The 26078-nt window shown below is 36.0% G+C and carries 22 protein-coding genes and 2 pseudogenes; 21 read left to right on the plus strand and 3 right to left on the minus strand.

Annotated features, from left to right (window positions below; translation table 11 throughout):
* Positions 1-170 precede the first annotated feature (170 nt).
* The 10 genes from J3U56_RS07365 (at position 171) to J3U56_RS07410 (ending at position 12399) form a co-directional block, all read left to right on the plus strand.
* Positions 171-1784 (plus strand): ABC transporter substrate-binding protein, encoded by a 1614-nt coding sequence (locus J3U56_RS07365; RefSeq protein WP_324101594.1) that lies wholly within the window; start codon positions 171-173, stop codon positions 1782-1784.
* Positions 1785-1931: 147 nt separating this feature from the next.
* Positions 1932-2948: a dipeptide ABC transporter permease DppB gene (gene dppB, locus J3U56_RS07370; RefSeq protein ID WP_267344759.1), complete on the plus strand. Its 1017-nt coding sequence runs from the start codon at positions 1932-1934 to the stop codon at positions 2946-2948.
* Between the two features lie 14 nt (positions 2949-2962).
* Positions 2963-3886 carry a dipeptide ABC transporter permease DppC gene (gene dppC / locus J3U56_RS07375; protein WP_141671486.1) on the plus strand — a complete coding sequence of 308 codons (924 nt, stop codon included), beginning with the start codon at positions 2963-2965 and terminating at the stop codon, positions 3884-3886.
* A 13-nt stretch (positions 3887-3899) separates the two neighbouring features.
* Positions 3900-4877 (plus strand): dipeptide ABC transporter ATP-binding protein, encoded by a 978-nt coding sequence (dppD, locus tag J3U56_RS07380; protein ID WP_267344757.1) that lies wholly within the window; start codon positions 3900-3902, stop codon positions 4875-4877.
* Positions 4867-5853 carry a peptide ABC transporter ATP-binding protein gene (locus tag J3U56_RS07385; RefSeq protein ID WP_267367199.1) on the plus strand — a complete coding sequence of 329 codons (987 nt, stop codon included), beginning with the start codon at positions 4867-4869 and terminating at the stop codon, positions 5851-5853. The genes dppD and J3U56_RS07385 overlap by 11 nt, the downstream gene beginning before the upstream one ends.
* 274 nt (positions 5854-6127) lie before the next feature.
* Positions 6128-7405 (plus strand): MFS transporter, encoded by a 1278-nt coding sequence (locus J3U56_RS07390; protein ID WP_267344755.1) that lies wholly within the window; start codon positions 6128-6130, stop codon positions 7403-7405.
* Between the two features lie 12 nt (positions 7406-7417).
* The gene (pdxY, locus tag J3U56_RS07395; RefSeq protein WP_267367201.1) at positions 7418-8284 is read left to right on the plus strand and encodes a pyridoxal kinase PdxY; all 867 of its coding nucleotides are present in this window, start codon (positions 7418-7420) and stop codon (positions 8282-8284) included.
* Positions 8285-8411: 127 nt separating this feature from the next.
* Positions 8412-10151 (plus strand): gamma-glutamyltransferase, encoded by a 1740-nt coding sequence (gene ggt, locus J3U56_RS07400; protein WP_267367203.1) that lies wholly within the window; start codon positions 8412-8414, stop codon positions 10149-10151.
* Positions 10152-10528: 377 nt separating this feature from the next.
* A complete protein-coding gene (locus tag J3U56_RS07405) occupies positions 10529-11386 on the plus strand; it encodes an NgoPII family restriction endonuclease (RefSeq protein ID WP_267341148.1) in 858 nt (285 codons plus the stop codon).
* Between the two features lie 17 nt (positions 11387-11403).
* Positions 11404-12399, plus strand: coding sequence for a DNA cytosine methyltransferase (locus J3U56_RS07410; protein ID WP_065562764.1), 996 nt, complete (start codon positions 11404-11406; stop codon positions 12397-12399).
* Positions 12400-12573: 174 nt separating this feature from the next.
* Here the strand turns inward: J3U56_RS07410 and J3U56_RS12180 are convergent, their stop codons facing one another.
* Positions 12574-12762, minus strand: coding sequence for a JAB domain-containing protein (locus tag J3U56_RS12180; protein ID WP_081299508.1), 189 nt, complete (start codon positions 12760-12762; stop codon positions 12574-12576).
* Between J3U56_RS12180 and J3U56_RS07415 the strand changes: the two are divergent.
* A pseudogene (locus J3U56_RS07415) lies at positions 12735-13220 on the plus strand (gamma-glutamyltransferase); the annotation flags it as partial. The gene J3U56_RS12180 and the pseudogene J3U56_RS07415 overlap by 28 nt on opposite strands.
* Positions 13221-13534: 314 nt before the next feature.
* On the opposite strand, the gene J3U56_RS07420 reads toward J3U56_RS07415, so the two are convergent.
* Positions 13535-14932 carry an RtcB family protein gene (locus tag J3U56_RS07420; protein WP_267367206.1) on the minus strand — a complete coding sequence of 466 codons (1398 nt, stop codon included), beginning with the start codon at positions 14930-14932 and terminating at the stop codon, positions 13535-13537.
* A 265-nt stretch (positions 14933-15197) separates the two neighbouring features.
* Between J3U56_RS07420 and J3U56_RS12185 the strand changes: the two genes are divergently transcribed.
* From J3U56_RS12185 to J3U56_RS07445, 6 genes and pseudogenes are all read left to right on the plus strand, one after another.
* Positions 15198-15326 carry a hypothetical protein gene (locus tag J3U56_RS12185; protein WP_416380313.1) on the plus strand — a complete coding sequence of 43 codons (129 nt, stop codon included), beginning with the start codon at positions 15198-15200 and terminating at the stop codon, positions 15324-15326.
* Complete coding sequence (locus J3U56_RS07425) at positions 15268-15420, plus strand: hypothetical protein (RefSeq protein WP_267367208.1); 153 nt, start codon at positions 15268-15270, stop codon at positions 15418-15420. The genes J3U56_RS12185 and J3U56_RS07425 overlap by 59 nt, the downstream gene beginning before the upstream one ends.
* A 69-nt stretch (positions 15421-15489) precedes the next feature.
* Complete coding sequence (locus tag J3U56_RS07430; protein WP_267367209.1) at positions 15490-16311, plus strand: hypothetical protein; 822 nt, start codon at positions 15490-15492, stop codon at positions 16309-16311.
* Between the two features lie 197 nt (positions 16312-16508).
* Positions 16509-16691: pseudogene (locus tag J3U56_RS07435) on the plus strand (RtcB family protein); the annotation flags it as partial.
* Positions 16692-17237: 546 nt separating this feature from the next.
* On the plus strand, positions 17238-18308 hold the full coding sequence (locus J3U56_RS07440; protein ID WP_267367211.1) for an AAA family ATPase: 1071 nt from the start codon (positions 17238-17240) through the stop codon (positions 18306-18308).
* 3 nt (positions 18309-18311) lie between these two features.
* Positions 18312-20510, plus strand: a complete 2199-nt coding sequence (locus tag J3U56_RS07445; RefSeq protein WP_267367212.1) for a S8 family peptidase — start codon at positions 18312-18314, stop codon at positions 20508-20510.
* Between the two features lie 55 nt (positions 20511-20565).
* Here the strand turns inward: J3U56_RS07445 and J3U56_RS07450 are convergent, their stop codons facing one another.
* On the minus strand, positions 20566-21258 hold the full coding sequence (locus J3U56_RS07450; protein WP_267367213.1) for a JAB domain-containing protein: 693 nt from the start codon (positions 21256-21258) through the stop codon (positions 20566-20568).
* 152 nt (positions 21259-21410) lie between these two features.
* Between J3U56_RS07450 and J3U56_RS07455 the strand changes: the two genes are divergently transcribed.
* The 4 genes from J3U56_RS07455 to J3U56_RS07470 all read left to right on the plus strand — a co-directional run bounded on the left by J3U56_RS07455 (position 21411) and on the right by J3U56_RS07470 (position 26041).
* Entirely contained in the window at positions 21411-22163 is a 753-nt protein-coding gene (locus J3U56_RS07455; RefSeq protein ID WP_267367214.1) for a hypothetical protein, read from the plus strand.
* Between the two features lie 268 nt (positions 22164-22431).
* Positions 22432-23604, plus strand: coding sequence for an HlyD family efflux transporter periplasmic adaptor subunit (locus tag J3U56_RS07460; RefSeq protein WP_267367215.1), 1173 nt, complete (start codon positions 22432-22434; stop codon positions 23602-23604).
* Positions 23601-25130, plus strand: coding sequence for a DHA2 family efflux MFS transporter permease subunit (locus J3U56_RS07465; protein ID WP_267367217.1), 1530 nt, complete (start codon positions 23601-23603; stop codon positions 25128-25130). Before J3U56_RS07460 ends, J3U56_RS07465 begins: the two co-directional genes overlap by 4 nt.
* 101 nt (positions 25131-25231) lie before the next feature.
* Positions 25232-26041 carry an AraC family transcriptional regulator gene (locus tag J3U56_RS07470; protein ID WP_267367219.1) on the plus strand — a complete coding sequence of 270 codons (810 nt, stop codon included), beginning with the start codon at positions 25232-25234 and terminating at the stop codon, positions 26039-26041.
* The last annotated feature ends 37 nt before the right edge of the window (positions 26042-26078 follow it).

A 26078-nucleotide genomic window follows, 5' to 3' on the forward strand; every position in this document is an offset into this window, starting at 1 on the left:
GAAGATGGTAAAAATATGGATTTAATCAAGATTAAATTTTTTTGTTGTAAGAACTAAAATTAAGATATTTTATCAAATTTGTATATTAAAGATATCAAAAATACAATGCTCTTAACTTTGTTTACGTGTGACAAAATAGGTTTAATATAGTTGATAATTAGGATGATTTTATGAGAAATATAAGTAAATATAAACCAAAATTTTTATTGAGTGCTGCACTAATAACGTTGCTCACCAGTGCACAATCGTATGCTGATGGAACGTTAGTTTATTGTGCAGAAGCTTCACCTGAAACATTTAATCCACAGCTTGTGACAAGCGGTATTTCGATGGATGCGGGTGCAGTTCCTGTTTATAATCGTTTGGTGGAATTTAAATTAGGCACTACCGAAATTGAACCTTCTTTAGCTAAATCTTGGGATATTAGCCAAGATGGTCTAACTTATACTTTTCATTTACGTGATGATGTTAAATGGCATAACAGTAAAGAATTTAAACCAACCCGAAATTTAAATGCTGATGATGTTGTTTTTACATTTATGCGACAAAAGGATAAAAATCATCCTTATAACAAAGTTTCTGGTGGCCAATATGAATATTTTGAAAGTATGGGATTACCTAATTTAATTAAAGAGGTTAGAAAGGTTGATGATCATACTGTCGTATTTGAGTTAAGTCAGCCAGAAGCGCCTTTCTTAGCCGATTTAGCGATGTCCTTCGCTTCAATTTTATCAGCAGAATATGCCGATGCTATGCTTAAAAATGGCACACCAGAGAAAGTCGATTTACTACCTATTGGAACCGGCCCATTTACTTTTGTTCAATATCAAAAAGATTCACGAATCCTTTATAAAGCGAACCCAGATTATTTTGGTCCTAAAGCTAAACTTGATCGTTTAGTTTTTTCAATTACACCTGATGCTGCAATGCGTTATGCTAAGTTACAAAAAGGAGAGTGTCATGCAATGCCATTTCCAAATGTAGCGGATGTTGAACGAATGAAATCAGATAATAACATTGTTGTTAAAGAAATGGCAGGGACTAATATTGGCTATTTAGCTTACAATATGGATAAACCACCACTAGATAATTTAAAAGTTCGTCAAGCTCTAAATATGGCTGTCAACAAGGATGCGATCATTAAAGCTGTATTTCAGGGGGCAGCTGAACCAGCTAAAAACTTTATTCCACCATCAATGTGGGGTTATAACGATGCTGTAAAAGATTATCCTTATGATCCTGCACAAGCAAAAGAATTATTAAAATCAGCCGGATTAGAGAACGGGTTTACTATTAATTTATGGGCAATGCCAGTACAACGACCATATAATCCTAATGCGCGCCGTATGGCTGAAATGATTCAAGCGGATTGGGCTAAAATTGGGGTAACTGCTAAAATTGTTAGTTATGAATGGGGAGAGTATCTATCCCGAATTCGTGATGGTGAACATGATGCAGTATTAATGGGATGGTCGGGAGATAACGGTGATCCAGATAACTTTTATTCAGTTTTGATGAGTTGCGATGCGGTTAAATCTGGTTCGAATTATTCACATTGGTGTTATAAACCATTCGATGATTTATTACAACAAGCTCGAATTGAACCAAATCATGAAAAACGGGTTGAACTCTATAAACAAGCACAAGTTGAGATGCATGATCAAGCACCAGCATTAATGATTGCTCACTCAATGGTTTATATGCCGATACGTAAAGAGGTTAAAGGCTATATAATGGATCCTTTAGCATTACATAACTTCAACCAAGTTGCTCTTGAAAAATAGCATTCCTAGCGATTAACCTCTATTATGCGGTTAATCGCTGCGTTGGGTTTTACCTAATTTAATATTATCAATATATTATTTTATAACAATAAAAAGTTTATCTATTTGATAGACAATAATTTAGAAGCAATACTTAAGAGCCACTACATGTTTCGATTTCTTTTAAAGCGGTTAGGTATACTTATTCCGACTTTTATCAGTATTACACTGCTGACTTTTATTTTCGTTCACCTTATTCCTGGTGATCCCATTACTGTTCTTGCCGGAGAGCGAGGTTTATCGCCAGAACGTCATGCCGAATTAATGACTCAATTAGGTTTAGATAAACCGCTATATGAGCAATATTTTCAATACATTATTGGAATGCTGCATGGTGATTTAGGGATATCGTTTAAAAGCCAAATTCCAGTTTGGGAGGAATTTGTTCCCCGATTTAAAGCAACTTTTGAGCTTGGATTTTGTGCGATGGTGTTTGCGATTAGTTTTGGGATTCCAATTGGCGTGCTTGCGGCAGTGAAACGTGGATCAATATTTGATCACACCGCTATAGGTTTGTCTTTAACGGGATATTCCATGCCGATTTTTTGGTGGGGAATGATGCTCATTATGTTGGTCTCTGTACACTTAAATTTAACCCCAGTATCAGGTCGTGTCAGCGACATGCTTTTTTTAGATGAAAGTCAACCTTTAACCGGATTTATGTTAATTGATACTTTTTTATGGGGAGAAAAGGAAGATTTTATTGATGCTGTTACTCACTTAATTTTACCATCCATTGTATTAGGTACTATCCCATTAGCAGTAATTGTGCGTATGACCCGTTCTTCTATGTTAGAAGTGTTGAGTGAAGACTATATCCGAACAGCACGAGCGAAAGGAGTTAGCCGACTGCGAATCATTCTTATCCATGCGTTACGTAATGCGATGATTCCTGTAATTACCGTTATCGGTTTACAAGTTGGTTCTATGCTTGCTGGCGCAATATTGACCGAAACTGTCTTTTCATGGCCGGGAATTGGTCGTTGGTTAATTGAAGCACTACAACGTCGAGATTACCCAGTTGTGCAAAGTGGTGTTTTGATTGTTGCAGGCATGATTATTTTGGTGAATTTATTGGTTGATATGTTGTACGGTGTTATCAATCCCCGTATAAGACATAAATAAGAGTGTGTTTACAGATGAATAAACAGGTTATTACTGAAGCCACTAATGAGCAAGACACAAGTTTGGTGGTACCTCAACCATTAACCCCTTTACGTGAATTTTGGTTTTATTTTTCACAAAATAAAGGAGCTTTAGTTGGTTTGATCTTTATTGCGATTGTTATATTACTTGCTATTTTGGCTAATTTTATTGCGCCGCATTCACCTTCTGAACAATTTAGAGATGCATTATTAGCGCCCCCAGTTTGGATGGATGGCGGGAGTTGGCAATTTATTTTAGGCACTGATGATGTGGGTCGAGATATCTTATCTAGACTTATTTATGGTGCACGTTTATCGCTGCTAGTCGGCTGTTTGGTTGTTATTATTTCGCTGATTTTAGGAATTACATTGGGATTGATTGCGGGTTATGTTGGTGGCTTTGTCGATAATATAATTATGCGTGCTGTCGATATCATGCTTGCCTTACCTAGCTTATTACTTGCACTTGTTTTAGTTGCAATATTTGGTCCCTCTATTGTTAATGCTTCTATGGCATTAGCATTTGTCGCGTTACCACATTATGTCCGCTTAACGCGCGGAGCGGCGTTAGCTGAAATTAATAAAGATTATGTTATTGCTTCCCGTGTTGCCGGCGCTGGCGCCTTACGGCAGATGTTTATAAATATTTTACCAAACTGTTTAGCGCCATTAATTGTTCAAGCTTCATTAGGATTTTCAAATGCAATTTTAGATATGGCAGCATTAGGCTTTTTGGGAATGGGAGCACAGCCACCGACACCTGAATGGGGAACAATGCTTGCTGATGTATTGCAATTTGCACAATCTGCATGGTGGGTTGTTACCTTCCCAGGTTTAGTCATTTTAATGACAGTGTTAGCTTTTAACTTAATGGGCGACGGTTTGCGAGATGCGCTTGATCCCAAATTGAAACAGTAATGGAGATTCAGTCATGGCACTATTAGAAGTAAAAGAATTATCTGTTCAATTTGGTGGATTTAAAGCAGTAGATCACATTAGTTATGATGTTGAACAAGGACAAGTGGTTGGCATTGTAGGAGAATCAGGATCAGGAAAATCAGTGAGTTCACTAGCCATAATGGGATTAATTGATTATCCGGGTAAAGTTAATGCAAATGCATTACATTTTGACGGTAAAGATCTTCAACAGATCTCAGCTAAAATGCGTCGTAATATTGTGGGTGCAGATGTGGCGATGATCTTTCAAGATCCAATGACAAGTTTAAATCCATGTTTTACCATAGGTTATCAAATCATTGAAACACTAAAAATCCATCAAGGTGGTAGGAAAAAAGCACTCAAAGCAAGAGCAATTGAGTTACTTAAATTAGTCGGTATTCCTGATGCTGAAAATCGACTCAATGTTTATCCTCATCAGTTATCTGGCGGGATGAGTCAGCGAGTAATGATTGCAATAGCGATTGCATGTAATCCCAAACTGTTAATTGCTGATGAACCAACCACAGCACTGGATGTAACAATTCAAGGACAAATTATTGAGTTATTGCTTGATTTGCAACGCAAAAATAATATGGCATTAGTTCTCATTACTCATGATTTGGCCTTAGTTTCAGAGGCTGCGCAAAAAATTATTGTCATGTATGCTGGACAGGTAGTTGAAATAGGTGATGCGGAGATCATTTTTAAAGTTCCACTACACCCTTACACACAAGCACTATTACGCTCGCTTCCTGAATTTACTCAAGATAAACAGCGGTTAGCATCGTTAGCGGGTGTTGTTCCGGGGAAATATGATCGGCCAATGGGCTGTTTACTTAATCCTCGATGTCCTTATGCTACCGAACGTTGTTATACTGAGGAGCCAGCATTGATAAGTTACTCTCAAACCAGGCAAGTAAAATGTCATTATCCACTATCGAGCGAAGGAATACCACAATATGAACAATAATATGGAAAATAACGAATTATTGCTTGATGCCCGAAACTTGACAAAATATTATCATGTTAAAACTGGTTTTTTTTCTGAACCTAAACAAGTTAAGGCTGTTGATGGTGTATCTTTTACGTTAGGTAAAGCCAAAACACTTGCAATTGTTGGTGAATCAGGCTGTGGCAAATCCTCATTAGCAAGATTATTGACAATGATTGAAAAACCCACATCGGGAGAACTTTATTTTAAAGATCAGAATCTTTTAGATAATGATTTAAAAGCGCAAAAATTGCGTCGCCAAAAGATTCAAATTGTTTTCCAAAATCCATATTCATCATTGAATCCACGCAAAAAAATTGGCTCTATTCTAGAAGAGCCACTCATTATCAATACGGATTTAACTGCAAGTGATCGTAAAGCAAAAGTGTTAGCAATGATGCAAAAAGTTGGATTAAAGGAAGAGTTTTATAACCGTTATCCACATATGTTTTCAGGCGGACAGCGACAACGTATTGCTATCGCAAGGGGATTAATGCTTGATCCTGAAATCGTGGTTGCTGACGAACCTGTTTCTGCATTAGATGTTTCTGTGCGCGCACAAGTGCTAAATTTGATGATGGATCTACAACAAGAACTCGGTTTATCTTATATTTTTATCTCTCATGATCTTTCTGTCGTTGAACATATTGCTGATGAGGTAATGGTGATGTATTTAGGTCGCTGTGTTGAACAAGGACAAAAAGATGAAATCTATGGTAATCCTGAACATCCATACACGCAGGCATTATTATCAGCAACACCTAGATTAAATCCCGATCTTAGACGTGAAAGGATTAAATTAGAAGGAGAATTACCAAGCCCACTTAATCCTCCTTTAGGTTGTGCTTTCAATGCTCGATGCCGTTTAGCGTTTTCACGCTGCACAATTGAACAACCGCAACTTATCAATTATAACGGTCATAAAATTGCGTGTTTCTGTACAGAAAAAAGATAATAAAGGTGACAGTGAATTCTGTCACCGTATACTGTAATAAATCTATTTATTGTATTGTTTAATGATATAAACATGTTGTTGGTAAAAGTCATAAATTAACAGCTAATAATCAGCGAACTAGCAATTTAATACATTAGAAAGCAGCAGCATATCCCAATATTTTGTATAATTTTCACCTCTTTCCTGATAACAAATTGTGATATTTATGGTTTTGTGTTAGTTTCATACTCATCACTCACATAAAAATAGGTATTGGTTTATCCAAGGTTTACTTATGTCAAATTCATCTGCAAAAAAAGTGGCTTTTGCTGCTTTTATTGGTACTACTATTGAATGGTATGATTTTTATATCTATGCGTTAGCATCGGTATTGATTTTTGGTCAGCTATTTTTTCCGTCTGATAACGAGTTTGTACAAATTTTAGGGGCGTTTGCTACCTTTGCAGTAGGTTTTTTATCCCGTCCTTTAGGTGCTATGTTATTTGGCCATATTGGTGACCGTTTAGGGCGTAAAAAATCACTTATTATCACTTTGCTTTTAATGGGGACGGCGACCACTTTTGTTGGGTTATTACCGTCTTATCAACAAGCAGGTATTTTGGCACCAACGTTATTGGTTGCGTTGCGAATTTTACAAGGTGTTGCTGTTGGTGGTGAGTGGGGTGGTGCCGTATTGATGACGAATGAACATGCGCCGAAAGGGTTGAAAAACTTCTTTTCATCCTTTGCTCAGTGGGGAAGCCCAGCAGGCAATATTTTAGCATTACTGGTTTTTTCTTATATTATTCGTTTACCTGTTAATGAACTGATTGATAGTGGTTATTGGCGTATTCCTTTTTTAGCCAGTGCTATTTTGTTAATTATTGGCATTATTGCCAGAGTGACGTTAACCGAATCGCCAGTTTTTGTTGAAGCATCTAAAAAACAAGCAGACTTAAAGCAAGAGTCAGCACCGATTATTGAAGTATTTAAAAAAGCATTGCCATTATTACTATTAGCGATTGGTGCTAATGTGCTGTCATTTAGTGGCATCTTTTCCAATACCTTAATGATTGGTTATACTACTTTGGTACTTGGTGTCGAAAAATCAGTGATAGTTGATGCACTGTTTTGGATCGCTATTGTCCATTTTGTTGCTCAACCGTTTATCTCTTATTGGTCAGAAAAATTCTCGGCAACACGCTTTTTGATTTGTACAGCAATGTTGGCAATGGCATCGGTATTCTTGTTATTCCCGATTATAAATTCAGGCACAAAAACCAGTTTTATTATTGGGATTTCGTTAAATGTGATTTGTTACAGCGGCTTTTATGGTGTAATAGCAGGGTACTTAAGTCGCATTTTCCCTGCCAGAATGCGTTATACTGGGCTCTCAATGAGTTATCAAGGGTGTGCGGCTATTTTTGGTAGCTTAATTCCGATGATAGGTGGTTATGTTATTTATACCTTCAAAAGTTTTTGGTTACCCTTAGCCTTGTTTTATTGCGGTTTAGCACTGATATCCATTATCTGCATCTACTTGATAAGCAAATATCGTTATTATGATGAATAATAAGGTCAATATATGAAAACCGTTTTATCAATTCAGTCCAATGTTGTTTATGGTTATGCCGGTAATAAAGTGGCGACGCTAGCGATGCAATTACAAGGTGTCGAAGTGATGCCAATACACACCGTTCAGTTATCGAGTAATACGGTTTATCCACATTATGACGGCATTGTGCTGGGCGCTCAGCAAATCACTCGAATCGTCAATAGTTTGGAAAAAATTGGCGTATTGTCATCCATTGACGCCATTATTTCGGGCTATATTGGACTTGCCGAACAAGGTGAAGAGATCCTTGAGGCCGTAAAAAAGATAAAATTTTATAATCCTAATGCGATTTATGTTTGCGATCCGGTGATGGGTGGCGACATCAATAAAGGCAGTTCCCTGCCACAAAATATTATTGATTTCTTCACAAAGCAAGCAATCAAATACGCTGATTATATCACGCCAAATTTATTGGAATTACAGATATTATCGAATCTGGAAATTAAAACCTTTAACGATGTGCTTAACGCCATAAAAACACTGCAAAATAAGCCGATTCAAGCCATATTGGTTAAAAATCTGCTACATGCCGGTAAAACGACGGAATTATTTGAAATGATTTTAGCCACACCATCACAAAGCTATCATCTGGCTCGACCATTATATGATTTTCCACACCGTCCATTGGGCGTGGGCGATTTAATTTGTAGTCTGTTTACTGCCCATTTAGTCAATGGACAATCCCAATTAACCGCCTTTGAACTGGCCGCCAATGCCGCTAATCATGTTCTCGACATCACCAAACAAAAAAATGTCCAAGAGCTGGCGATTATTGATGCCCAGCAGTGGATTAAACAGCCGGATTTGGAGTATCGCGGAACACCGTTAGCATTATAAGGCAATTCAAATCGGTATTATTGTCATTGGTCATAATCATTTTAGCTGCAAAATTTAATTAGTTTATTCTTGGCACAGAAAATGCATTCCTCAAAATGTTACTGTTAACAATTGAGGAACGACTAAAATGTGGAAAAGACACCCAATATTATTAAGTTTATTGCTTATTAATCCTTTATCTGGTGCTGCTGATATACCGCTATCAGAGACAGGAAAGTACTGTGATACCCCTTCCCGTTGTCTTAACCCGATAACGACCAATGTTATGGTAACGTCCCCCAATTATTTAGCGACTCAAGCTGGAATTGATATATTACGCAAAGGAGGCAATGCGGTTGATGCAGCGATTGCCGTAGCCTCAACGCTTGCTGTTGTTTATCCTCAAATGAATACCATTGGTGGCGATAACTTTTGGTTAATTTACAACGCTAAAACCAAAGAACTAAAAGGGCTAAATGCCAGCGGTCGTTCTGGTAGTTTGGCCACGATAGACTATTATAAAAATCAAGGTTTCCATAAAATTCCGTCGCGAGGTTATCTGGCAGCCAATACCGTTCCAGGGGTGGTTTCCGGTTGGGATGAGGCGTACCAATATGCATCTAAAAATATGAAAAATTCACTACCGTGGAACACGTTATTCGCATCAGCAATTGATTATGCCGAAAATGGATTTTCGGTTTCACCTAGCCTAAATTATTGGTCTACGGTTAATATTGATCCAAAAGACAAAGAGTTCCGGGAGTTACAGCGTTTTTCGGAGTTTAAAAAAGTATTCTTAAAAAACAATGGACAAGCTTACCAAATCGGCGAAATCCTTAAACAACCCGATTTAGCTAACACATTAAAAACTATAGCAAATAAAGGCGCTAAGGAATTTTATCAGGGTGATATTGCCAAAAATATTGTCAACGATCTGCAAAGCCATGGTGGTGTGTTAACTTTAGATGATTTTGCTAAGCATCGTGCTAAATGGGTAGCCCCGATCCATGTTAATTATCGACAATATACTGCCTATAATCTACCACCCAATACACAAGGTATGGCATCGTTAGAGATTCTAAATATACTCAATAATTTTGATATAAAATCCTTGGGTGAAGGTAGCGCAGATTATTACCATTTAATTATTGAAGCAACAAAACAAGCATTTGCTGATCGAGATAAATACCTTACCGATCCTGATTTTAATGAGATTCCGCTTGCTCTCTTATTATCTACCCAACATGGTCAGCAACAAGCAAAACAGATTGATATGCAAAAGGCACGTGTAGAGACAAAGCCATTAGATCCTAAAGGCGATACCGTTTGGTTTGGTGTTGTTGATGCAGAAGGAAATGCAGTTTCTATTATTCAAAGTATTTATCATGATTTTGGTTCCGGTATTGTTGCTAAAGATACAGGAATTTTATTGCAAAATCGTGGTAGTTTTTTCTCGTTAGATCCTAACCATATTAATCGTTTAGAGCCAAATAAACGCACCTTTCATACGTTAAATCCAGCCATGCTTTTAAAAGATAATAAACCTTATCTGGTTTATGGCACCATGGGCGGAGAAGGACAACCACAAACGCAAGCGGCAATTGTGACACGAATTGTTGATTTTGATATGACACCACAAGATGCCATTAATGCACCAAGATGGTTATATGGCCGCACATGGGGTGTATCTTCCAATAATCTTAAAGTTGAAGGGCGCATACCTAACGATGTAATTCATTCCCTCAAATTACGTGGGCATGATGTGCAAATTGTTGATGATTACACCGATACCATGGGTCATGCCGGTGCCATTCTTATCGATACCAATCATCATCTACTAATGGGCGCAACCGACCCGAGAGGGGATGGTTTAGCGGCTGGGTATTGATACTATTTGGGTATAGCTATTAAATAAAGTTGCTCAATGCAGAAAAATCCCTTTTAAACTAAATAATTATATAATCTTGTTAAGGTTTCCACCGTTAAATGTTGGAAACCTTAAACCAGATAACGGTATAGACTCCTCAATATTTTTTACAAATTTTAATAAGCAATAACTATTGGCTTGGTATTGTTTGCTATAAACAAGTTGTTGTGAGTTTTTTGCTTTATTTATTAATCTCTTTGTCTGATTTATACTTAATCAGTTTTATAATGCTAATAAATTAATCTTACAAATATTAGGAATCTGTAATAAGAAGTTTTATTATTAATTGTCGAGCATGATTCTAGTACAATATTATCATTTAATATGAGAGTTTTTGAATGGAAACCAATTTAATAAAAGCTATTTTATACTTAGTAAAATCGCCAGTATCTCAAATACTGCAAATGAATAGTGGAAGAAATAGAATAAATAATCAAGGTAAAGGACTTGAAGAATTTATTATTGATCTCTTTTGTGGAACTGTTGGTGAAATAGATGAACAACTACGTATTAGAAGGCGAAATGAATTGTTTAGTTATCTAGGGAATCAAAATAATCCGCCTGACGCCATGATATATGCTGGTGATGCGATCGAAATTAAAAAAATTGAAACTACAAATGCTGCTATTGCTTTGAATTCGTCTTATCCAAAAGCGAAATTATTTTCAAATAGTCCAATGCTTGTCAAATCTTGTGTTTCTTGTGAGGATTGGATTGAAAAAGATATGATTTATGCAATAGGTCAGATAAATAATCAGAATTTACTTCATTCCTTATGCTTTGTTTATGGCGTAGATTATGCGGCCAGTTTAGATATTTACGAAAGAATTAAATTAAAAATTAAACAAGGAATTCTAACCATAGAGGGTGTTGAATTTTCTGAAACAAAAGAATTAGGTAGAGTAAATAAAGTCGACCCTTTAGGAATTACAAATTTAAGAATTCGTGGTATGTGGCATATTGATAACCCTATTAAGGTATTTAATTATATTTATGAACCTCAAAAAAGTGCTTCTTTCAACATGATGGCACTAATTAATATTGAAAAATATTTAACATTTAGTGATGAAGATCGCAATGAATTAGAAAAAAATGAAAAAGAATTAGAAAATCTAGTGATAAAAGACGTAAAGATTAAATGTCCAGATAATCCAGCAAAACTTAAAGATGCTAAACTAATCACCTTTTTCTTATAGCCAAAAGAGTCGTATATATGAATATTATTTCTTTATTTTCGGGAGCCGGCGGACTTGATTTAGGTTTCAAAAATGCAGGTTTTCAAATAGTTGTTGCTAACGAATATGATAAATCCATTTGGGAAACTTATGAAAAAAACCACTCTACACCATTAATTAAAGGTGACATTCGAAATATAAACTCAGATATTTTTTTAAAAAATACAAATAAAATTGATGGAATCATTGGCGGTCCACCATGTCAAAGTTGGTCTGAAGCTGGTGCACTAAGGGGAATTAGAGACGAAAGAGGAAAATTATTTTTTGAATTTATTCGACTTTTAGAGGATTTACAACCTAAATTTTTTGTTGCTGAAAATGTTTCTGGGATGATGTCAAAAAGACATTTAGAAGCCGTTCAAAATATAATTTATTTATTTGATCAAGCAGGATTAGGTTATGATGTTTCTATTCAAACATTAAATGCCAGTGATTACGGTGTTCCACAAGACCGAAAACGTGTATTTTATGTTGGTTTTAGGAAAGATCTTGAAGTTAAATTTGAATTTCCAACACCTTTAAAAACAAAAGTATCATTGAAAGATTCTATTTTTGATTTACAAAATTCTGCTGTTCCCGCATTAGAAAAAAATAAATCTCATGGGGATAAATTATCTATACTAAATCATGAATATTTTACGGGTGATTTTTCAACAATCTTTATGTCTCGTAACAGAGTAAGGACATGGGATCAGCAGAGTTTTACTATTCAAGCTGGAGCTCGGCATGCGCCTATCCATCCTCAAGCCCCGATTATGATTAATGTCGGTAAAGATAAATTTCAATTTGTTGAAGGTAAGGAAAAATTATATCGACGATTGTCAGTTAGGGAGTGTGCAAGAATTCAAACTTTTCCTGATGATTTTAAATTTTATTATAACTCACTTGCCGATGCGTATAAAATGATTGGAAATGCTGTACCAGTAAAGTTAGCAGAAGCTGTAGCTAATCAAATTAAAGTATTTTTACGGTAAATAAAAATTTTTCTTAAATTCTGTGTTCTTTTAGTAACAATTCGAAATAACACAGAAAATAAGAATCTTTATCAAAAATTAATTTATTTATGTAATCCTCTCCACTGCCTTCACCGTTATCCCCAAATCTTAGCAAATTCATCAACCGAAACTCCTTTTCCAACAATGCATTAATCAATATTTTCTTTTAAGACTTTGCTCTAACTTGCCCATAAGATTAGTACTGCGAAAGCTAATATAGGGTTTAGGAGTGATGATTAGGTGGTCGATTAGGTCGATGTTTAAAATACGACCGACTGGAATTAGGCGATCAGTAATATCTTTATCCGCTTCGGATAGTGGAGGATGATACTGGGATTTTATTGCAAAATCGTGATAGTTTTTTCTCGTTAGATCCTAACCATATTAATCGTTTAGAGCCAAATAAACGCACCTTTCATACATTAAATCCAGCCATGCTTTTAAAAGATAATAAACCTTATCTGGTTTATGGCACCATGGGCGGAGAAGGACAACCACAAACGCAAGCGGCAATTGTGACACGAATTGTTGATTTTGATATGACACCACAAGATGCCATTAATGCACCAAGATGGTTACATGGTCGCACATGGGGTGTATCTTCCAATAATCTTAAAGTTGAAGGGCGCATACCTAACGATGTAATTCATTCCCTCAAATTACGTGGGCATGATGTGCAAATTGTTGATGATTACACCGATACCATGGGTCATGCCGGTGCCATTCTTATCGATACTAATCATCATCTACTAATGGGCGCAACCGACCCGAGAGGAGATGGTTTAGCGGCTGGGTATTGATACTATTTGGGTAATGAATTGATAGCGGTTGAATAAAGTTGCTCAATGCAGAAAAATCCCTTTTAAACTATGACATTATATAATCTTGTTAAGGTTTCCACCGTTAAATGTTGGAAACCTTAAACCGGATAACGGTATAGACTCCTCAATAATTTTTACAGAATTTAATTTTAATAAGCAATAACTATTGGCTTGGTATTGTTTGCTATAAACAAGTTGTTGTGAGTTTTTTTGCTGATTTAGCCAATGCTTGCGCAAACAAAGTAATTTTTAAAACCGCATCAAACCAATTCAATGCGGTTGTTGTATAAAAATTACACCTTAAACGTAATCCACGGTTTAAGTTTAACCACTGTTTGAATCAAACCGGCGTTTTGTTGTGCTTCAATCACTGGTGTGATCGGTTTGTAGGCTGTGGGCGCCTCTTCACGTAGCCGTTCTTCTTTTAAGGTAATACATTGCCATGGCAAATTAACCTTATCATATTCGACTTTTTTGCTACGCATAGCTTGTCGTCTTTCTGCTCGACCTGCACCGTGTGAACAAGACCATAACCAATCTGCATTACCTTTACCTACTGCCACATAAGAGTGATCACCCATCGAACCTGGGATTAAAGCTATCTGACCAGCATAAGCCGGCGTTGCCCCTTTACGATGAATATTCATCTCATGTTCAGGCAAAATGATATTGTGCGAAATGTCGACCACGAGTTGACTATCATCTTGATGAAAAATAGTTGCAAGTGATTTACGTATCAATTCGGTAATCACAATTCGATTAATCCAAGCATAACGCGCAGCAACGCCCATAGCTTGTAAATAGGCTTGTGCGTGACTATCTGTTAAACCAAACAATCCTGATTTTGGTTGCTTTTCATTAGTCGGCCATAAAGCTTTTGCTTTATCTTGCCAACGCTGACCAATGTAAAAACCGACATCACGCGATCCGGTATGAATCATGACGACGACACTATTTTTTTCAAGGCCTAATTGATAAGCTAAATGTCGATCGATAATATCAGCAACAATTTGTAACTCGACAAAATGATTACCAGATCCGACAGTACCTAAACTCGCTGGGCGGATAATATCGCGCTTTTCAAAAAAGGCTTCAGGTGCATACTGACTATCTGCCTTAATTAAATGATTACCCGATATTTTATTAAGCTCTGCGTGTAATCGTTCATAATTAACTGAATTCCACAAACCTTGCTGCGGTAACGCCGATAACCATGCTGCAAGACCTTGATCGAATAATGCCTGAAAAGATTGCGGCGTAACAGGTACATCACGCTCATCTTGCAATAACACACGTTTTAATTGTGCAATAATTGTCGATTTTTGTTCACACACCTGATCAAAGCTTAAACCCGTGGTAAAAAGCCGCATACCGCAATTAATATCGGTACCAATTGCTGCCGGAATAACTAAATCCTGAGTAGTAGCAACAATACTACCAACAGGCGCAACCGCACCAGGATGAAAATCAGGTGTAGCACGAGCCATGCAAACTTTTCCTACACTATTAGGGACGTTCACTGATGCAAAGTTCAGAAGCTGTTCTACCGCTTTTTGCTCTAATGGCAATGGACTCGGTAACAAAATCTGAGCAGAAGTATTTTCTTTATTTAAAGTATAAATATCATTATTAAAATGACTTTCAATCCCAAGACGGGACAAACGTTTTTGTAAACGGGAAAATGTAGACATAATAGCCACCTAGAAAACAATAAAAAAGCGTCTCCTCAAATTGAGAAGATAATTACTGTTTTCCTGCAGCAGCACTATTCAGGAAAGCGGGTGAATTTTATACGCTGATTATTTATTTGTAAAGGATAAAATTGATATAGTAAGTCTGATAAATTTATTTTTATGACTTGCTCATTTGCTTTAAAATAGCAAACTCACCGATAAATTGATGAAGTTTATTTAAATCTTAAAAGGTGTTATTGATGGTCAACCTTGGCAGATTGATATGCAAAAACAGCCGATCATTTTGGGTGATGATTTGTATTTTTCAATCCAAATATTGGGAAGGTTTTCCTATGCTTCCGAAACTTTGTTTTGGGCTTGGGCAAGTGTTAACACACTATTTGCTTGCTAAAGATTATCACGTGACTTTGAATGACGGATCGAAGCTAATTGAAGTAAAAGAAAAACATCACATCACTGCTGAATCTGATCATTTATCGCAATGAGTTAAACTCAATGGCTAGAGGGCTTACTCGTGCTAATTCAATATAAAATAGATAATATACGGTGATTAAATGGACAAAAAAGCAAAAAAGATTCTGTTTCAAACCTATTGGAAAAATGGCTGGAAAGACAGAAAAGAGATAAAAACAGAGCCGAACGACTTCGCGTATGCGAAAGAAAAAGGATTAATGTTTGATCCCATTACCATATCACACGATGATTGTGTCAATAAAATCATAGACATCGTCTCCACAATCACACTTGAACACGTTGCCAAAGCATTTTTGAGCAGCTTATCAACGCGGCGACTTGATTGGCGCTCAGGTATTGCATCATACTTTATCGCCAAATTAATGACAGCGCATCAATATACGCCAGTCGTGTCTGGTCAATCTTATCAAGATGGTCAAATGAGTCATTCATCCTATACGTGTCAGGTTTGCCGAGATCTCAAATATGGCATGATAGGTAATGAAAACTACGTCGAAGCAGATTTAAATATCTTAAACTTTGAACGAATAAAGTGGGGAGGAGTGCGTCATGGTGATTTACTTTATACCTACTTTGATCTCATGCAATTCACTAAACAGGCAATCTCTGAACCGACCAAAGATGATATAGCTATTTTAAAAGGGATATTAGCCATTATTGCATCTTGTCAGCAAGATGATTATCCGGGTTCACTGAGTGATAAACTGACGGATGTACCTAACTTTAAATCCAATCAGGATGAACGTAACACCGTTATTGAGATTTTGGCTTGTGTGGGGATTTTACAACCCGCTTCTTATGAACGCCCAACAAGGGGAAAACACGATTGGGTATATGCCACTTATTGGCGTGGTCAGGATAAATACAATCAACAAATGGTAAAGCAATTATTTGGTCTTTAATGCATAATCTCTAATTTGCTCTAGGGGCTGTTGAATCTCATCCCAACTCAGCCCACCAAATATTTTTTCAGCCTGTCGGCATCATTATTCTTCTGTTTTTTGGTTCTTGAAACAACAAAAAGATATATTTAACAATAATTTACCAAATGAGATGGTTTTTTCACATTGTGTAGTGAGTGATAAGCCCAGCAGCGACGAGAAACAGATTTACCATTAAAGATCAAATCAAAGCAACGGCACATGTCGAATGTCGAAAAGATGCTAATGTGATTGATGAAATCCCAATGGCATACAAAGATATTGATGCAGTGATGACAGCGCAAAATGAATTGGTTGAGATAGTGCATCAATTAAGGCAAGTGGTGTGTGTGAAGGGGTAAAAATTATCGAGTAGCAATCCTCGATTTTTATTTAATCTTTACTACTATCAACTTTAAATTGCCAAACTTACTAATTACCATAATTTTCTTCGATAAGATATTTGTAGATTTCCCTTTAGGTTAGTGCAATTGATTTCACCTTGAAAGCAGCCGTGCAATATTGATGTTCAAGTGTTCAGGCAACCGAGGGGTTCAAACCAACCGCTCCGGCTCGCCCGTTCCACTACGCGTGGGGTGTAGGGCGAATATTTGACAGGTTTGGGGGTGGGTAGTTGGTTTATATGCTAATTGGATTATTGAGGTGAAAGTTAAGGGATGTGATTTTTTTGCGATGTAATTTGCAATTTATTTATTAAAATAAATAATGATGAACACACATATATAATAGACAGTTAATATGATGTTCCAAATTCAATCATATTTTGTCCTAATGGATTCAATATATAAAAAAGTGGTGCTTATATTTATTTATTTAGTCTATTTTGGTTTTATGTTTTGTCTAATTGGTATAGAATTATGTAAAATTCGGCTTAAGAGTGGTTCTGTATGATTAATATAAAAGATGATATTTTCTTAGATTTGTTAACTGATGGATTAATGGGAAATAGAGACAGCTTAACGATGAGAATTCGTGTACTTATTCGAAAAGTTAAATCAAGTTCTCCTGAGTTAGCAAAAAATTTAAATGAATTGTTGGTCAAAAATATATCTGTCACTCCTTTAAGGGGGCTTTCATCTAACAAACCGCCAGTTCCTGTTGATGCAGATAGTAGGCAAAAATTATTAGTAGAAAACTATCCAGTAGTTTTGGAGACTAAGCCACTATGGACTGATAATGTAGAAACTTCGCTAAAAAGAATCATTTTAGAATGGGAGAAAAGGGAAGATTTGGTTAAAAATGGGCTTTCTCCTTCAAAATCTTTATTGATGGAAGGTCCTCCTGGTGTAGGGAAAACATTAGCGGCAAAATGGCTTGCTCAAAACTTGAATTTACCACTTTTAACTCTAGATCTTGCTAATGTCATGAGTAGCTTTTTAGGTAAAACAGGCTCTAATATAAAAGCCGTTTTAGATTACGCAAGATCATTTCCTTGTGTTTTATTATTGGATGAATTTGATTCAATAGCTAAAAAAAGAGATGATTATTCGGATGTTGGTGAATTAAAAAGGTTAGTAACAGTCTTACTACAGGCTATTGATGATTGGCCAACGACATCTATTCTTGTTGCAGCAACAAATCATTGTGAGTTATTAGATTTAGCTGTTTGGCGACGATTTGATCAAATTATCCATTTTGATTTGCCCTCAAAAGAGTTAATTACTGAATATTTATTATTTCATGATATTCCAGCATATATTTCAAACTCTATAAGCGACAAGTATGTAGGGCAATCTTTTGCAGTAGTTGAACGTTCTATTAATAATGCTAAACGAAATGCGGTTTTGGAAGGTATATCTATCTATCGAGGTTTATTGAAAGAACTTAATTTAGATGGAGCTTTAGAACATATTGTATTAGAGATGAATGCTGATGGTTTTTCTCAACGACAAATAGCCAAAGAACTAAAAATAGCAAGAGTTACTGTTAGTAAAATAATTCAAAATAGTAAGGAATAGTTTATGAATAATAAAAATCTTTTATTAGGTTATGGTGAGACTTTGACTGCTCCAGTTGAATTAAAAGGTGGTCATGGTAGTAAAAACTATCCTTATACTTATGATGAAAATAGACCAATTATATTAAAAGAACTTGATGATTTTATAAATGTATCGAACAAAATTTTGGATATAGCTAAACCAAGCAATAACGTTGTTGCTAAATTACTATTACACCCTGCATTCCTTCCTAAAACTCATTTTCCTCAAGCGTTGTTACGAGCATTTTCTTTAAATTTGATTGGTAGTAAATCTGTAAATATAGTACCAAGGGGCTATTCTAAAAAAATAAAAAAATCAAATGAAACTGGCGAATTATCTAGTGCTTGTTTATATATTGCAGGTTCCGTTGAGTCATTCCAAACTTTACACGATCACTTAGAATCGAATGATTTAACCGAAAAATTAAAGAATGAAATAAAAAAAATAGAAAAAATAGAGCTTTTTGATAATAACGATAAGATTAAACATATCGATCCATCTAAAATAGAGAGAAAGATTGAGGTTGCGATTCATACACCTGATGATTATCAAAATATCCTGCCACTTTTTGCAAGTTATGCAGGATTGTGTGGTGCTAAAGTCGATATGAATCGGGTTTTATCCGTTAAAGGATTATCCTTTTTGCCGATGATTGCTACACCAGAAGTTATTAATCATGTTGCTGAATTTACTTTTTTGCGTACCGTGAGAGATCTTCCATCTCTTCGAATCAATAATCCTGTTTTTACCAGAACTATCGATACCACAAAAAAGTTTTTATTACCTGACTCCTCTGCTTTAGATAAGAATATTAAAGTTGCTATTTTTGATGGCGGTATTGGTTGTAATGATTATAATCAATGGGTTAATGAGATTAAGTGTAATCCGATTGCAAACACGTCTTCTGATTTGTTAAATCATGGTCAAGATGTGACATCTACCGTTTTATTTGGACCTATTGTTAATGGTCAAAAAGAATTACCTGTACCATATGCGAATATTGACCATTATAGAGTCTTAGATGATTCAATTAGTGCTGATTCTGATTTATTTGATGTATTAATTCGAATTAAATCGGTATTGGAAAAGAATGATTATCAATATGTAAATTTAAGTTTAGGTCCAAGATTACCCGTTGATGATGATGATGTGCATGTTTGGACATCAGTTCTCGAGCAATATTTTTCTGATGGTAAAACATTATGTACTGTTGCGGTAGGGAATGATGGATCATTACCAACATCATTAAATAGAATTCAACCACCTTCTGATCTAGTTAACGCGTTAGCTGTTGGTGCCGCAGATTCACTAGCCGATAACTGGAATCGCTGTGAATACAGTTGTGTTGGGCCGGGAAGAAGTCCTGGATACGTTAAACCAGATGGTGTTGCATTTGGAGGGTCGGTAGAAGAACCTTTCACGGTTTATAATCCATATTTAGGCGGTGTTTCTCAAACTGCCGGCACTAGTTTTGCTTCTCCATTTGTTTTACGGCAAGCAATTGGTTTAGCTGCGAGTTTACAACATAATATTACTCCTTTAACAGCTAAAACATTATTAATTCATCATGCCTCTAATGGTTCTCATGATAAAAAAGAGGTTGGATGGGGGCGATTTCCAACTAATCTAGATGAAATGTTGTATTGTGGTGATGATGAAGTAAAAGTAATATATCAAGGTGAATTAGCGCCATCACAACATGTGAGAATACCTATACCATTTCCGAGCATTCCGATAAATGGCAAAGTTCATATTAAAGCAACCTTTTGTTTTTCATCTGCTGTAGATGCTGAACATCCACTAAATTATACAAGAAATGGGTTAGTGGTAGTTTTCAGAACGGATAAGGATATACAAAATAGTACTAAATCTTTTTTCAATTTAAAAGGTGTATATTCTACAGAGCAAGAGCTTCGTGAAGATGCGCATAAATGGGAAACAACCCTACATAAAGCACAGACTTTTCTAAAAGGTACACTTAATAATCCTTGTTTTGATGTTATTTATTATGGAAGAGAGGCTGGAATGTCTATTGATACTAAGCAATTAGAACCATTGCCTTACGTATTGGTAGTGAGTGTAAAAGCTGATAACACACCTGAGCTATATAATAACATTGTACAAAGATATCAGACGTTATCCCCTATAAAGATTAAGCAACAAGTTAGAATTAATATTTAGTACTAATGATTGTTTGTATAACATTCTGAATCTTTTATTATAAGGTTCTAGAATGTTATTTATCTTTTATAAGTCTCTCCACCGCTTTAACCGTTATCCCCAAAATCTTAGCAATATCTTCGATTGATACACCTTTGTCACGTAAAGCGGTTGCTGTTGCCAGTTCTAGTTTTTCCCGACGTTCCTTTTCCGCTTTTGCTTTTTGTTGAGCTGTTTTTGTCTTATCCTTTTCAACCGCCAACTTCTCTTTAGCAATCAACTTTTCTTCCTTACGGATGCGTTCAACTACTTGATAAGTCGGTACGTATTTTAGGCTTTGTTCTAACTCGTCCATAAGTTTAGTACTGCGGAAGCTGATATAGGTTTTTGGGGTGATGATTAGGTGGTCGATTAGGTCGATATTTAAAATACGGCCAACTTGAATGAGGCGATCGGTGATATCTTTATCGGCATCCGACGGCGTCAGCGATCCTGACGGATGATTATGAACTAATATCACGCGTGAGGCGTTTTTCATCACCGCAACACGAAATACATTCATCGGTTCAACGTCGACCGATTTATAACTGCCAAGCGCAATCAGTTCGATGTACAGAATATAACCAGCTTGATTCATGCCAATCATCCAAAGATGTTCTTTTTCTTGGTCGATTTGGTTATCACGCAATAACACACGTTGCATAATGCTGTACACATCGTCTGTGCCTTCAATATAGCGTTTGTCATGCTTAGTCAGTTTAATATCCATCGTATCACCTTGTAAAATCAGTTAAAAAATAATATAACATATTCTGTTTAGGCTGGGCAGTCGTTAATTAAACAATTCCAAGAGTTTACTTTTTAGGTTATAGTGTTTGTAAAAATTATTGAGGAGTCTATACCGTTATAAGGAGCGTAATAATGTATCATGCAATTTTACCGAGTAAGCAACAGCCTGCTGCTGAGCGATTTTTGCAACAGTTGCCCAAGTTTGTTGCAGCAAATCCTTTATACCAGCGCCTTAAACCGACATCATTACTGATTGATATTGCTGCGTATACCTTAACGGCTCAGCCCCACAGTTTTATTGCAGCTCAGTTCAACCTGTCACCACGAGCAGCTCGTAGACGGGATAATGTTATTCGGCAATTGCTGGAACAGCATGAGCCTGACCTTTATCAAGCGGTATTAGACCTTGAGAAAACCACCCCTAACCAGGTCAGTCAGCAAGCGCAAGCATTTAAATCATGGCTTAAAGATTTGCTCAGTACATCCGTCATGCCTTGCGATTATTGCCAATCACCTCTGACGGTTCGTATTGGTCACCGCCTTAATTTTCGTTGCCGAAGCTGTCGACGTACGTTTAATCCGCTCAAAAAATATCAATTAAATCATTTATCCCATTGCGAACTGTGGTTGCCTTTTGTTGACTTATTGCTACAAGGTGAAACCCTTAAAACCGCCAATCAACAATTAGGGATTAGCCCCAATACCGCTGCTAAATGGCAGTCCTGTTTTCTATGGATAATGGAAAAGCAAGGGTTTTCCATATTGGCGAATTATTGCCGAGTAAAGCGACGCCAACGTTATCGGCAAATTTGGTTAGATGTTAAAGCCGGAGCAACATTTTTACCCACCGTTGGCTCTCGTTTTAGGCATAAATCACATTTTTGATTCATATCTCTGTAAAAAATATTGAGGAGTCTATACCGTTTCAATAAGCACGTTAAATGATTTCTCTTTAAAATCGCGATTATAGAATTTTGACTGCTGTTTTTGCTTTCTACATCCTATAGTCGATATATTAACCAAGATTCATTCAAATAAATCAGCTATATCAATTTAAAATCAAGTTAGCTACTTTATTCAAGACAAAGCCAATTATCTATCTAATACTACTGTTTTCTACCCTTAATTATGTTGTAGTTAGACGGATAAAAGTATGGATAAAGAGATAGATTCGCCACCGCAGCCAATTAAACGTAAAAAGAAGCTGATTATATTAACGCTATTATTTCTTTTTTTTGCTTTGGCTTATGGCGTTTATTGGTTTATGTTTAGTCGATTTAATCAATCAACTGATAATGCCTATGTTATGGGTAATCAGGTCCCAGTTGATGCGCAAGTAAATGGTGGAATAGTAGAGATTAATGTCGATAATAACGATTTTATTCAACAAAATGATGTGATAGCAACGATTGATGCAGTTGATGCAGAAAATGAATTTGGTTATGCCAAAAATGCGTTAATCAAAGCGATTAGAGAGTTGCATCAAATTCAGATCACAAATGAAAAACTTTCAGCCAGCATTCAGTTAAAACAAGTCACGTTAGACAAACTTAAGCAAGATCTTGAACGCCGGGAGAATCTTTGGTCACGAAAGGTCATTTCAAAAGAAGAGATTATTCATGCAAGGCAAGATGTCGATTTTGCTATTAATGATTTAAAGATATCTCAGCATGAATTAGCCATTAATAATGCGCTACTAATGAAAACGCCATTATTAGAACAACCAAGTATTCAGCAAGCAATTTTTAAATTAAAACAAGCTTGGCTTAACTTAAAGCGAACCAAAATCACCGCACCTGTAACTGGGTATGTCGCGAGGCGAAGTGTCCAAGTTGGTACACAAGTGACTAAAGGTGAGCGTTTAATGGTTATTGTTCCGTTAGATCAAGTATGGGTAGAAGCAAATTTTAAAGAGGTACAGTTAAACGATATTCGTATCGGTCAGCCAGTTACCTTAGAAAGTGATTACTATGGTGAAAAAGTTGAGTATAAAGGAAAGATAAGTGGTATTGCGATGGGTACTGGCGGTGCTTTTTCTTTGCTACCTGCACAAAATGCGACAGGAAATTGGATCAAAGTGATTCAACGTTTACCGGTACGGATTGAATTAGACAAAGCGCAACTTAAACAATTTCCATTACGTATAGGCTTATCAATGAATGTTAATGTGGATACGCATGATACGTCAGGTAAGCTTTTAACCGATATTCCAGCGAAGACGATAAAATATCAAACGGATTCACTTTCTTTTGATGAAAGTGAATTTGAGCAGCTCGTTGAGGATATTGTAAAAACCAATTTCTACGCTACGCAGATTATTCAATGAATCAAAGTAAAGCGTCCTCATTGCCTTTAACTGGCATCAGATTTATCTTACTAATTATTTTATTAGCGGTAATCGCGTTTTTACAGATTTTGGATTTAACAATTACTAATGTGGCGTTATCAACCATTACGGGTAATCTTGGTGCTTCAAATTCGCAAGGAACGTGGGTTATCACCTCTTTTGCCGTTGCTAATGCTATTTCGATCCCCTTAACGGGATGGTTAGCTCAGCGTTTTGGTGAAGTGAAATTATTTACTTATTCTATCTTATTTTTCGTAGTCACTTCTTGGCTTTGTGGTATTTCAAATAGTTTAGCCATGCTGATTTTTTCAAGATTATTGCAAGGTATGGTTTCTGGACCAATCATCCCTCTATCGCAAAGCTTGCTATTAGCGTATTGCCCGCCGGCCAAAAAAAATATGTCATTAGCCATATGGTCAATGACAATTATTATTGCGCCAATCTGTGGTCCAATTCTAGGTGGTTGGATTAGTGATAATTATTTTTGGGGATGGATCTTTTTAATCAATATTCCTTTCGGGATCATCATTTGGTTTGGTGTCCACCTTTTATTAAAAGATCGTGAAACGGCTACCAGCAAATTACCCATTGATAGGATTGGATTAGTTTTATTTATAGCTGGCGTGGGGTGTTTACAACTGGTATTAGATAGAGGAAAAGAGCTTGATTGGTTTAATTCTAATCAGATTATTATTCTTTCTGTATTAGCTGTTGTTTTTATTAGTTATTTTATTGTTTGGGAACAAACAACAGATTATCCAATTATTGATTTATCCGTTTTTAAATCTCGAAATTTTACCATTGGCACAATTTGTATTAGTTTGGCATTTTTACTCCATATTGGCACGCTGGTTATTCAACCACAATTATTACAACGTGTGTTTGGTTATACTGCAACTTACGCCGGTTTAGTGTTGGCGCCAATTGGTTTGGTTCCTATTTTTCTTGCGCCAATAATTGGCCGATTTGCTTCAAATGTTGATATGCGAAAAGTGGTGACGTTTAGCTTTATTGTGTTTGCACTCTGTTTTTTTTGGCGAGCATATACATTTGAATCAAACATGACTTTTGCTGATGCAGCATGGCCGCAGTTTTATCAAGGCTTTGCGATAGCATGTTTTATTATGCCCTTAAATATTATTATTTTATCTGATATTCCTATTCATAAATTAGCAATTGCCGGCAGTATTTTTAACTTTTTTAGAACGTTGTCGACATCAGTTGGTACCTCGTTAACCGCTACTTTATGGGAGCGTCGTGAAGTGATTCATCACAGTCAATTGACTGATATAATTTATCAAAATTCCCAAGCATTAAATTACACTTATCAACAGTTCAATCAACTAGATTTATCTGACATGCAAGTGTCAGCTATGCTGGCACAACAGATTACCAATCAAAGTTTATTAATTGGCATTAATGAAATTTTTTGGCTATATGGTATGATATTTTTAGGTTTAATTGGTATAGTATGGTTAGCAAAATCTTCGGTGAAGGTTAATTGATACTTGGCTAATTAAATCAACGTGATTTTTATTTTGTGGCAGGAGTAAAGTATCAATCAGTGGTATAGTATTCAGATATAAAATAAGCAGGAGAGCGCATTTTGCATATTGATTCAGTGATTCAATTAGATGAACAAGATTCAGCAACTTTGTACTTTCTCCATAACGTTAATACCGATTTTCATCGCCATCCTTGTTTACAATTAACGATATCACTAAACGATATTTTTTTAAGTTTAGAAACAGAAGATAAAAAGTATCGTGAATTTGGTTTTATTATTCGTTCAAATCTGTCACATAAATTAAATACAACTTGCGCTATCAATTTTTTACTCGAACCCGACGCGCCTTATTTTCATTTATTGTCACATTTTACCGAAAACGATCCTATTTATCGTTTATCGCGTGAAGAAGCCTCAATACTGGCACAATATTTTATACATATTATTGAAAATAAACAGGTATTCGATATCGAGCATATTGTTAATTTATTATATCGCCCTAATACCAGTTGTCTTTGTCGGCAAGATAGTCGAATAGTTAAAGCGACCTCAATAATTTCGTTATTGCCGGTAAAACAGATATCCTCAAAAGAAATTGCTGATAAAATTTATTTATCCGAAAGTCGTTTTTTACATCTATTTCGAGAAAATCTAGGTATCAATTTCCGAGGCTACCTGTTATGGAAAAGATTGCGTGATGTTATTAATACGCTTGACGCATCGGCAACTTTAACAACGTTAGCTAATAATATGGGCTTTGCCGATTCAGCTCACTTTAGCCGAACTTGTGTTGCAAATTTCGGATTAAGACCCTCAGAGCTGAAACGAGCGTTAATTTATAATCAAAAATTGCCAAACAATAAACATGGTAAACATATTTATTGTTTGTATAAGCCAGCAGAAAAATAACTCACCAGACCCAGCTGAACCATTCAATTTTGCGTTA

This window comes from Gilliamella sp. B2824, from assembly GCF_026536245.1.
Taxonomy (GTDB): domain Bacteria; phylum Pseudomonadota; class Gammaproteobacteria; order Enterobacterales; family Orbaceae; genus Gilliamella.

Excerpts from the sequence above, each read along its gene's own strand:
- J3U56_RS07455 (WP_267367214.1), top strand. The coding sequence starts at position 21,411 with ATGTATCATGCAATTTTACCGAGTAAGCAACAGCCTGCTGCTGAGCGA.
- J3U56_RS07440 (WP_267367211.1), top strand. The coding sequence starts at position 17,238 with ATGATTAATATAAAAGATGATATTTTCTTAGATTTGTTAACTGATGGA.
- J3U56_RS07405 (WP_267341148.1), top strand. The coding sequence starts at position 10,529 with ATGGAAACCAATTTAATAAAAGCTATTTTATACTTAGTAAAATCGCCA.
- dppC (WP_141671486.1), top strand. The coding sequence starts at position 2,963 with ATGAATAAACAGGTTATTACTGAAGCCACTAATGAGCAAGACACAAGT.
- J3U56_RS07450 (WP_267367213.1), bottom strand. The coding sequence starts at position 21,258 with ATGGATATTAAACTGACTAAGCATGACAAACGCTATATTGAAGGCACA.
- J3U56_RS07390 (WP_267344755.1), top strand. The coding sequence starts at position 6,128 with ATGTCAAATTCATCTGCAAAAAAAGTGGCTTTTGCTGCTTTTATTGGT.
- J3U56_RS07445 (WP_267367212.1), top strand. The coding sequence starts at position 18,312 with ATGAATAATAAAAATCTTTTATTAGGTTATGGTGAGACTTTGACTGCT.
- J3U56_RS07460 (WP_267367215.1), top strand. The coding sequence starts at position 22,432 with ATGGATAAAGAGATAGATTCGCCACCGCAGCCAATTAAACGTAAAAAG.
- J3U56_RS07365 (WP_324101594.1), top strand. The coding sequence starts at position 171 with ATGAGAAATATAAGTAAATATAAACCAAAATTTTTATTGAGTGCTGCA.
- dppD (WP_267344757.1), top strand. The coding sequence starts at position 3,900 with ATGGCACTATTAGAAGTAAAAGAATTATCTGTTCAATTTGGTGGATTT.
- J3U56_RS07410 (WP_065562764.1), top strand. The coding sequence starts at position 11,404 with ATGAATATTATTTCTTTATTTTCGGGAGCCGGCGGACTTGATTTAGGT.
- J3U56_RS07420 (WP_267367206.1), bottom strand. The coding sequence starts at position 14,932 with ATGTCTACATTTTCCCGTTTACAAAAACGTTTGTCCCGTCTTGGGATT.
- J3U56_RS07425 (WP_267367208.1), top strand. The coding sequence starts at position 15,268 with ATGCTTCCGAAACTTTGTTTTGGGCTTGGGCAAGTGTTAACACACTAT.
- J3U56_RS07385 (WP_267367199.1), top strand. The coding sequence starts at position 4,867 with ATGAACAATAATATGGAAAATAACGAATTATTGCTTGATGCCCGAAAC.
- J3U56_RS12185 (WP_416380313.1), top strand. The coding sequence starts at position 15,198 with ATGCAAAAACAGCCGATCATTTTGGGTGATGATTTGTATTTTTCAATC.
- ggt (WP_267367203.1), top strand. The coding sequence starts at position 8,412 with ATGTGGAAAAGACACCCAATATTATTAAGTTTATTGCTTATTAATCCT.
- J3U56_RS07430 (WP_267367209.1), top strand. The coding sequence starts at position 15,490 with ATGGACAAAAAAGCAAAAAAGATTCTGTTTCAAACCTATTGGAAAAAT.
- dppB (WP_267344759.1), top strand. The coding sequence starts at position 1,932 with ATGTTTCGATTTCTTTTAAAGCGGTTAGGTATACTTATTCCGACTTTT.
- pdxY (WP_267367201.1), top strand. The coding sequence starts at position 7,418 with ATGAAAACCGTTTTATCAATTCAGTCCAATGTTGTTTATGGTTATGCC.
- J3U56_RS07465 (WP_267367217.1), top strand. The coding sequence starts at position 23,601 with ATGAATCAAAGTAAAGCGTCCTCATTGCCTTTAACTGGCATCAGATTT.